Source organism: Kitasatospora sp. NPDC059817, from assembly GCF_042731835.1.
Taxonomy (GTDB): domain Bacteria; phylum Actinomycetota; class Actinomycetes; order Streptomycetales; family Streptomycetaceae; genus Kitasatospora.
The window spans coordinates 1-2433 of sequence record NZ_JBHWIR010000384.1; the positions used below are offsets into that span (position 1 = coordinate 1).

Consider the following 2433-nt stretch of genomic DNA (forward strand, 5'->3'; position numbering starts at 1 on the left):
GGGGGGGGGGGGGCGCCGGGGGGGGCGGGCGGGGGCGGCCCCCCCCCGCCGCGCGGATGACCCGCTACCTCGACGACAACTTCGACCGCCCGGTACGGGTACGGGACGTCGCCACCCAGGTCCACCTGAGCGAGCGCCACGCAGCACGGCTCTTCCAGCAGGAGACGGGGTGCACGATCATCGCCTACCTGACCCGCCGACGGCTGGACGTCGCCGCGCAGCGCCTGGCCGATCCCGCGCTGCGCCCGCTGTCCGTCGCGGCCGTCGCCCGTTCCTGCGGTTATGTGGACACCCGGCACTTCAGCACCGCGTTCCGGCGCTACTGGGGAGCGCTCCCGACGCAGGTGCGGGCCGGGGGCGGCACCACCCACGGCCTGTCCGCGGACCGCGGCGCGATCCGGTAGCCGATGGCCGACCACGCCGGGGGTGGGTGTGGCCGGGGCCGGGCGTCGGTTCTTGGGCGGATCGGCCTATTCGGCCCCGCGAGCCGTGGCTGCGACGGCGACGGCCGCCCTACTGTGGGCGAATGACCGATCATCAGACTGCGCGGTCCTTCATGGGCCGGGCGGGCTACCTCGGGGCGGCCGCCGGCTTCGCCGTCTGCATGGCGGGCACCACCCTGCCCACCCCGCTGTACGGGCTGTACCAGGAGCAGATCGGCTTCTCCGAACTGATGGTGACGGTCGTCTTCGCCATCTACGCCTTCGGCGTCATCGGCGTCCTGCTGCTCGTCGGCAACGTCTCCGACTCCGTCGGACGCCGGCCCGTCCTGCTCTGCGGACTGGCACTTGCCGCGTGCAGCGCCCTCGCCTTCCTGGCCGAAGGCGGCCTCCCGCTGCTGGCCCTGGGCCGCCTGCTGTCCGGCCTGTCCGCGGGCCTGTTCACCGGCACCGCAACCGCGTACGTCCTGGAGCTCGCCCCACCCGGACACCAGGCCCGCGCGGGCTTCGTCGCGACCGCCGCCAACATCGGCGGCCTGGGCTGCGGACCGGTGCTGTCGGGACTGCTCGCCGAGTACACACGCCACCCCCTCACCCTGCCGTTCGCCGTGCACCTGGTGCTGCTCGCCGCCTCCTTCACCGTCACCTGGCTCCTGCCGGAGACCGTCACCGGCGCCCGCCCGCTGCGCACCGCCCGGCCGCGCCGGCCGTCCCTGCCGCCGGAGGTCCGCGGGGTGTTCGTCCCGGCCGGCCTCGCCGCGTTCGCGGGCTTCTCCCTGCTGGGCGTCTTCACCTCCGTCAGCCCGGCCTTCCTCGCCCAGCGGCTGGACGTCCACAACCCGGCCGTCGTCGGCCTGATCGTGTGCACGGCCTTCTTCGCCTCCATTCTCGGCCAGCTCCTGGTGCCCCGACTGGGCACCGCCCGGGCGATCCCGATCGGCTGCCTGGTGCTCATCGCCGGGCTGGCCCTGATGGCCGGTTCCCTCGCCTGGACGGCCCTGCCACTGCTCGTGCTCAGCGCCCTGGTGGGCGGCGCCGGCCAGGGCATGGGCCTGCGCGGAGCGGTCGGCGAGATCGCCGCCGCCGCGCCCGCCGAGCACCGCGGCGGCGCCCTGTCGGCGCTCTTCGTGGTCGCCTACTTCGGCATCTCGATCCCGGTGATCGGCATCGGCCTGCTCACCGCGCCGATCGGCCTGGCCCACGCCGGCCTGGTCTTCACCGCCTGCATGGCGCTGCTCGCCGCCGCCTCCGGCGCCTACCTGCTGCGCCGGGCCCGCGCCGGCTCCTGAACCGGCTCCTGAACCGGCTCCTGAACCGGCTCTTGAACCGGCCGCGGCCCGGTGGCGCCCGCGCGCTTCCACGCGCTCTCGCGCAGCAGCCGCAGGCCGTTGAGGCCGACGATGACGGTCGAGCCCTCGTGGCCGAGGACGCCGAGCGGCAGGGGCAGGGTGGCGACCAGGTCCCACACGACCAGGCCGGAGATGAACACCGAGGCGATCACCAGGTTCTGGACGACCAGCCGCCGGGCCGCCCGGGACAGCGCGATCACCGTGGGGACGGTCGCGAGTTCGTCGCGGACGACGACCGCGTCGGCGGTCTCCAGCGCCAGGTCGGAGCCCGCCCGGCCCATCGCGATGCCGGTGTGGGCGGCGGCGAGGGCGGGGGCGTCGTTGACGCCGTCTCCGATCACCAGCACCTTGCGCCCGGCCCGCTCCTGCTCCTGGACGGCGGCGACCTTGTCCTGGGGGAGCAGCCCCGCGCGGACGTCGGTGATGCCGACCTCGGCGGCGAGGCGGGCTGCGGCGCGCGGGTTGTCGCCGGTCACCAGCACCGGGGCGGCGCCGGTCAGGGCCGCCAGGGCGGTGACGGTGGCGGCGGCGTCGGGGCGCAGGCGGGGGGGGGGGGGGGGCGCCGCCCCCCCGCGCCCCCCCCCCGGGGGCACGGCCGCCCTGGGGGCCCGCGCCGCGCGCGACCCCCCCCCACCGCGCGGGCG

At 76.3% G+C, this 2433-nt stretch carries 3 protein-coding genes; 2 read left to right on the top strand and 1 reads right to left on the bottom strand.

What is annotated here, in order from left to right:
• Window positions 1-56 precede the first annotated feature (56 nt).
• Entirely contained in the window at window positions 57-404 is a 348-nt protein-coding gene (locus ACFV61_RS35530) for a helix-turn-helix transcriptional regulator (RefSeq protein ID WP_380496279.1), read from the top strand.
• Between the two features lie 122 nt (window positions 405-526).
• Window positions 527-1729 carry an MFS transporter gene (locus ACFV61_RS35535; RefSeq protein WP_380496281.1) on the top strand — a complete coding sequence of 401 codons (1203 nt, stop codon included), beginning with the start codon at window positions 527-529 and terminating at the stop codon, window positions 1727-1729.
• Here the strand turns inward: ACFV61_RS35535 and ACFV61_RS35540 are convergent.
• Window positions 1696-2433, bottom strand: a 738-nt coding sequence (locus ACFV61_RS35540) for an HAD-IC family P-type ATPase (RefSeq protein ID WP_380496283.1), incomplete at its 5' end; no start/stop codon positions are given. The two genes, ACFV61_RS35535 and ACFV61_RS35540, sit on opposite strands and share 34 nt — an antisense overlap.